The sequence below is a fragment of the Methanocalculus sp. genome (assembly GCF_029762515.1).
GTDB lineage: Archaea > Halobacteriota > Methanomicrobia > Methanomicrobiales > Methanocorpusculaceae > Methanocalculus.
On sequence record NZ_JARVGN010000144.1, the window covers coordinates 1 to 5,138 of the forward strand.

The following is a 5,138-nucleotide window of genomic DNA, read 5'->3' on the forward strand; positions in this document are numbered from 1 at the left end:
GATTCTCAACAAGGACTGAAAGGGTATGGACCTTCATTTCTTCTCCCCCCCAATCATCTCATTGATGGCAGCACCGGCAGGGACCATCGGGAAGACATTCTCCTCCCGCTCGACCCTGAAGTCAAGGACGAACGGGCCGTCTGTATCGATGGCGGCAGTGAGCGCCTCTTTCACCTGATCTGCAGAATCGACCCTCATTCCGTCGATTCCATATGCTGCGGCAATACCGACGAAGTCCACAGACGGCAGTTCGGTATAGGAGTAGCGGCGGTCATAGAAGAGCTCCTGCCACTGCCTGACCATCCCGAGGTACATGTTATTCAGGATGACAACCTTGACGGGGATATCATACTGGACGATGGTGCCAAATTCCTGGATATTCATCTGGATACTCCCATCTCCCGCAATATCAAAGACCGGGAGATCGGGGCGGGCAAAGTGGGCTCCCATTGCAGCAGGCAGGCCATATCCCATCGTCCCAAGACCCCCGGAGGTGATCCAGGTTCTTGGGTGTTTGAAACAGAACTGCTGTGCGGTCCACATCTGGTTCTGCCCGACCTCGGAGACGATGATCCCCTCTCCATCGAGGAGATCGGAGAGGGTTTTAATGACAAGCTGCGGCCTGAGCACCCCGTCTTCCGGGCAGGCCATCGGGTACTGCACCTTCCAGTGGCTGATCTTCTCATTCCAGACAGACCTGTCGGTTGTTCCGGTGAGACGGTCGAGCATGCAGATCAGGACCTGGCGTGAATCGCCGACGATCGGGAGATCAACCACCTTGTTCTTTCCAATCTCGGCAGGATCGATATCAATATGGATGATCCTGGCATTCGGGGCAAAAGACTGAACCCTGCCGGTTACCCGATCATCAAACCGTGCTCCGATGGCGATTAAGAGATCACATTCGGTGATGGCATAGTTTGCATATCTTGTACCATGCATCCCGAGCATGCCGAGGTTGAGGGGGTGATCGCAGGGGATTGCTCCGATGCCCATCAGGGTGGTCGTCACCGGAATCCCGGTCATCTCAGCAAACCGGACAAGCTCAGGTGATGCATCTGATGCAATCACGCCTCCGCCCGCATAGATCACCGGCCGCTCTGCCTCTGCTATCATGGAGAGGGCTTTTTCAATCTGCCTGAGATGCCCTTTGAATGTCGGGTTGTACCCTCTGAGGGAGACCTCCTTCAGGGGTCCCGGATCGGGCGCTTCATTGGTCACGACATCTTTTGGAAGATCAACCAGGACAGGACCCTGCCTGCCGGTGCCGGCGATATGGAATGCCTCAGCAAGAACCGTGTCGATATCCTCAGCCCTCTTGACGAGGTAGCTGTGTTTTGTGATCGGCATCGTGATGCCGGTGATATCAGACTCCTGGAAGGCATCGTTTCCAAGCAGGGCTGTTGGGACCTGTCCGGTCAGTGCCACCATAGGAACGGAGTCCATATATGCAGTCGCAATCCCGGTCACAAGATTGCATGCTCCCGGCCCGGATGTTGCCAGGCATACACCTGTCCTGCCGGAAGCACGTGCATACCCGTCTGCCGCATGGGCTGCAGCCTGCTCATGCCGCACAAGAATATGGCGGAGGGGGGAGTCGTACAGCTCGTCGTAGATTGGGAGTACCACACCACCGGGGTAGCCGAAGATAGTCGTCACTCCCTGCCGCAATAGTCCTTCAATGAGAATTTTAGCCCCGGTTTTCATCTTTTTTCCTCAATAACCTGTTCATTCCGGATATCATCGCCTCAACCGACGCCATGATGATGTCCGTTCTGGCGCCGCGGGAGGTGATCAATTCTCCGTCCTTCCTTAACTTAACTGTGACGTCTACAAGAGCATCTGTTCCCCCGTAGATCGCATCGACATGATATTCTTCAAGGGTGATATCGCCGACATCCTGCACCGCTTTTCTGAGGGCCATGATGACCGCGTCAACCGGGCCGGTTCCTGTGGATGCCTGGGTGATATCCTCACCATTGACGGTCAGGGTAACCGATGCCGTCGGCATAACACTGTTGCCCGAGACCGTCGTGAACTGTTTCATCTGGATCACCGGCGTGCAGGAGATATCCAGCACCGCTTCTGCGATTGCATGGAGATCCGAGTCGGTGACCCGCTTTCCTTCATCGCCAAGCTGCTTCACCCGTGAGACGATCTCCTGGAGCTGCCGTGGTTCTGTCCTGTATCCCATCTCTGACAGGGCTGCTTCAACAGAGGCGCTGCCCGAGTGTTTCCCAAGGAGGATCCGCCGCCGTCTTCCGACCATCTCAGGCATGATCGGCTCATAGGTTGCAGCATCACGGAGGATGCCATGTGCATGGATGCCGCTTTCGTGGGTAAATGCCATCTCCCCGACGATCGCCTTGTTTGTCGGAAGCGGTACACGGGTAAGCCGTGAAACCAGCGTTGAGAGGTGGTAGAGCTCTTCGGTTTTGATACCGGTCTTCACTCCATACAGGACCTCAAGCGACATCACAAGATCCTCAAGCGGGGTGTTGCCTGCCCGCTCACCCAGGCCGTTGACCGTCACATGGGCGCATGATGCACCGGATTTCAGGGCGGAGAGGGTCGTTGCGAGGCCAAGCCCCAGATCGTTGTGGCAGTGGATCGAGAGAGGCGCGAGTGTGGCAAGAGGCGGGATGATCTCACCCGCCCGCTCGGGGGTCATTACGCCGACCGTATCACAGAAGCAGATCCGATCCGCACCCCGATCAACTCCCCCTGCATAGAGATCGTACAGGTATGCCTGGTCGGCTCTTGATGCATCTTCGCCCGAGAGCTCTACGATCAAGCCGCGATCCTTTGCATATTCGACAGAATCCCATGCCATCTTCATCACATACTCCCGGTCTTTCTGGAGTTTCTTCTCGATATGAAGATCAGATACCGGGATGACAAGATGGATGGATTCAGCACCAAAATCTGCTGCATAGTCGATATCAAGCCGGACACCCCGGACAAAAGTACAGATCTCTGCCTTCAGTCCGGCATCGGATATCAGCCTGAGAGACTCTCGTTCTCCATCAGATGCAACAGCTGATCCAACCTCGATGACAGAAACACCAATGTCTGAGAGAAGTGTTGCAATGTTTAACTTATCATCGGGTTTCAGCGATACACCGGGGGTCTGTTCCCCGTCACGCAGTGTCGTGTCTAAAAAGCGTGGGCTTTTAACAAATAAAGCAATCACTCATAGTGGAAAGCACCATTTCAATAATGGTATGTGAGAATATTTAATAGGTTGTTTTTTTTCAACTGGTTGGGAAACAATTGCATTTCTCCATTCTTCATTCAGGGCATCCCCGATAGTCCCAAAGAGCAAGTCTTATCATCACTCTATTCATGGCCGAGGCTCTCCAATGTCGGCAAAAAATAAAAAGAGAGTTAATTTCGGTTCTGCTCAGGCAGCGCTGTCATAGACAAGCGTCATGTAGCGTGCTGTGAAGATGATGAACGCCGGCATGAGGATGAAGAGCAGGAGCTGGCCAAGAATCGGGATGAGCATCAGGACGAACTGGATAACAGCAAGGACAACTCCGAGGATGATCAGTGCGATGATGTAGTTGATCCAGCCGATCTTACCGATGGTCTCGAAGATAGCACCGAAGTTGAATGCCTCGCCAAATGATTCCATCCGTGAGAACCGGATGTAGGCGATCGGGAGGATAAGCATGATGATGATAGCAACGATGAAAAAGACAAGTAAGCCAAGACCCATTGCACCAAAGGCTGCCATATCCCCTCCTGCCATGGCAGCACCGGCTGCACCGAAGCCCATGACAAATGCAACGATTATGAGGGGTATTGCGTAGATAATTCCCACAATCAGCAGCTTGATACCGTCAATGAAGAGACCGCCCCAGTTTTCAAGTTCGGGAGCCGGGGTCGTTCCCTTGTAAATTCTCATTACATACCCATAGATAAGAGGGAAGATGATCGATGAGATGATGAGGAGAATCCACTTCATCCACTTACCGATCAGACATTCCTTTGTATACTCAAAAGAGTTGCCAAGTAATGTACCATATTCCATAGTGTCACCACCTCTGTGGTAATCAGAATACGATCTTCTTTGTATATATATTTAACCCATAAATGAACGATAATTGGGCTTTTTTGAAAGATTAAGATGTGATACTGTGAGAAGTTCGATATACAGGGAGAAAAAATGCCCGATTGGTGTAATGGAGGGAATAGAAGAGGGAAAGACGATCAAGTTTCATCGGGAATGCAATGCCTGAAAAAAAGCAGTATAATAATAGTATAGATATTATTTATTATGAAGAACTTTCATTAAATATAAAAATGTAGGTTTTGATTATTGTCAGGGAATATTCCAGTCTAATGCCTGAAGTACCTGACTCCGGTGAAGATCATCGCCATATTCCGCTTATTGGCCGCCTCAATAACCTCGGCATCCCGGATTGAACCCCCGGGCTGGATGAGGGCGGTTGCTCCCGCGTCTGACGCCACCTCAAGAGTGTCGGGGAAGGGGAGGAAGGCATCGGAGGCGGCAACCGATCCCTTCAGGGACTTATTCGCCTTCTCGATCGCGATCTTTGCCGCATCAACCCTGCTCATCTGGCCGGCTCCGATCCCAAGGGTCTCTTCGTTGTTTGCAAAGATGATCGTATTGCTCTTTGTGTGTTTGCAGACCCGCCATGCAAGCCTCATTGCATCCAGTTCTGCTGCAGTCGGCTCACGTTCTGATACCACTTCCCAGTGTTCGAGGTATGGAGGTGTCCGCATACAGAGGATACCGCCGTCGATGGACCGAAGCTCATCAGCCAGTGAGGGTTCAGGCATAATCAGCACCCGCATATTCTCTTTTGCCTTCATCATCTCCAGAGCCTCTGATGAGAATGAGGGTGCGATGATCACCTCGACAAAGGTGCTGCAGATTGCTTCTGCCACATCAGATCCGACCTCGCGGTTCATCGCAACAACGGAACCATATGCCGAGACAGGATCGACATCCCGTGCCCGGATATAGGAGTTGATGAGTGTTTCCCCGGTTGCAACACCACAGGGGTTGTTGTGCTTGACGATGACGCATGCGGGATTATCAAACTCCCTGAGAAGGCCGACTGCGGAATTGAGGTCGAGATAGTTGTTATAGGACATCTGTTTGCCCT

3 protein-coding genes and 1 pseudogene are annotated in these 5,138 nt (G+C 52.4%); all 4 read right to left on the bottom strand.

All coding sequences use genetic code 11. The features are described 5' to 3' along the window. Positions 1 to 33 precede the first annotated feature (33 nt). Positions 34 to 1,707: a biosynthetic-type acetolactate synthase large subunit gene (ilvB, locus tag QCH34_RS06440; RefSeq protein WP_300331951.1), complete on the bottom strand. Its 1,674-nt coding sequence runs from the start codon at positions 1,705 to 1,707 to the stop codon at positions 34 to 36. Beyond that, complete coding sequence (locus QCH34_RS06445; protein WP_300331954.1) at positions 1,691 to 3,193, bottom strand: 2-isopropylmalate synthase; 1,503 nt, start codon at positions 3,191 to 3,193, stop codon at positions 1,691 to 1,693. The genes ilvB and QCH34_RS06445 overlap by 17 nt, the downstream gene beginning before the upstream one ends. 210 nt (positions 3,194 to 3,403) lie before the next feature. After that, positions 3,404 to 4,036 (bottom strand): DUF4013 domain-containing protein, encoded by a 633-nt coding sequence (locus QCH34_RS06450; RefSeq protein WP_300331957.1) that lies wholly within the window; start codon positions 4,034 to 4,036, stop codon positions 3,404 to 3,406. 308 nt (positions 4,037 to 4,344) lie between these two features. Further along, positions 4,345 to 5,138: pseudogene (gene purH / locus QCH34_RS06455) on the bottom strand (bifunctional phosphoribosylaminoimidazolecarboxamide formyltransferase/IMP cyclohydrolase); the annotation flags it as partial.

What these genes read in the sequence shown, in the direction of transcription:
- QCH34_RS06450 (WP_300331957.1), bottom strand. Translation starts at nt 4,036, where the DNA reads ATGGAATATGGTACATTACTTGGCAACTCTTTTGAGTATACAAAGGAA.
- ilvB (WP_300331951.1), bottom strand. Translation starts at nt 1,707, where the DNA reads ATGAAAACCGGGGCTAAAATTCTCATTGAAGGACTATTGCGGCAGGGA.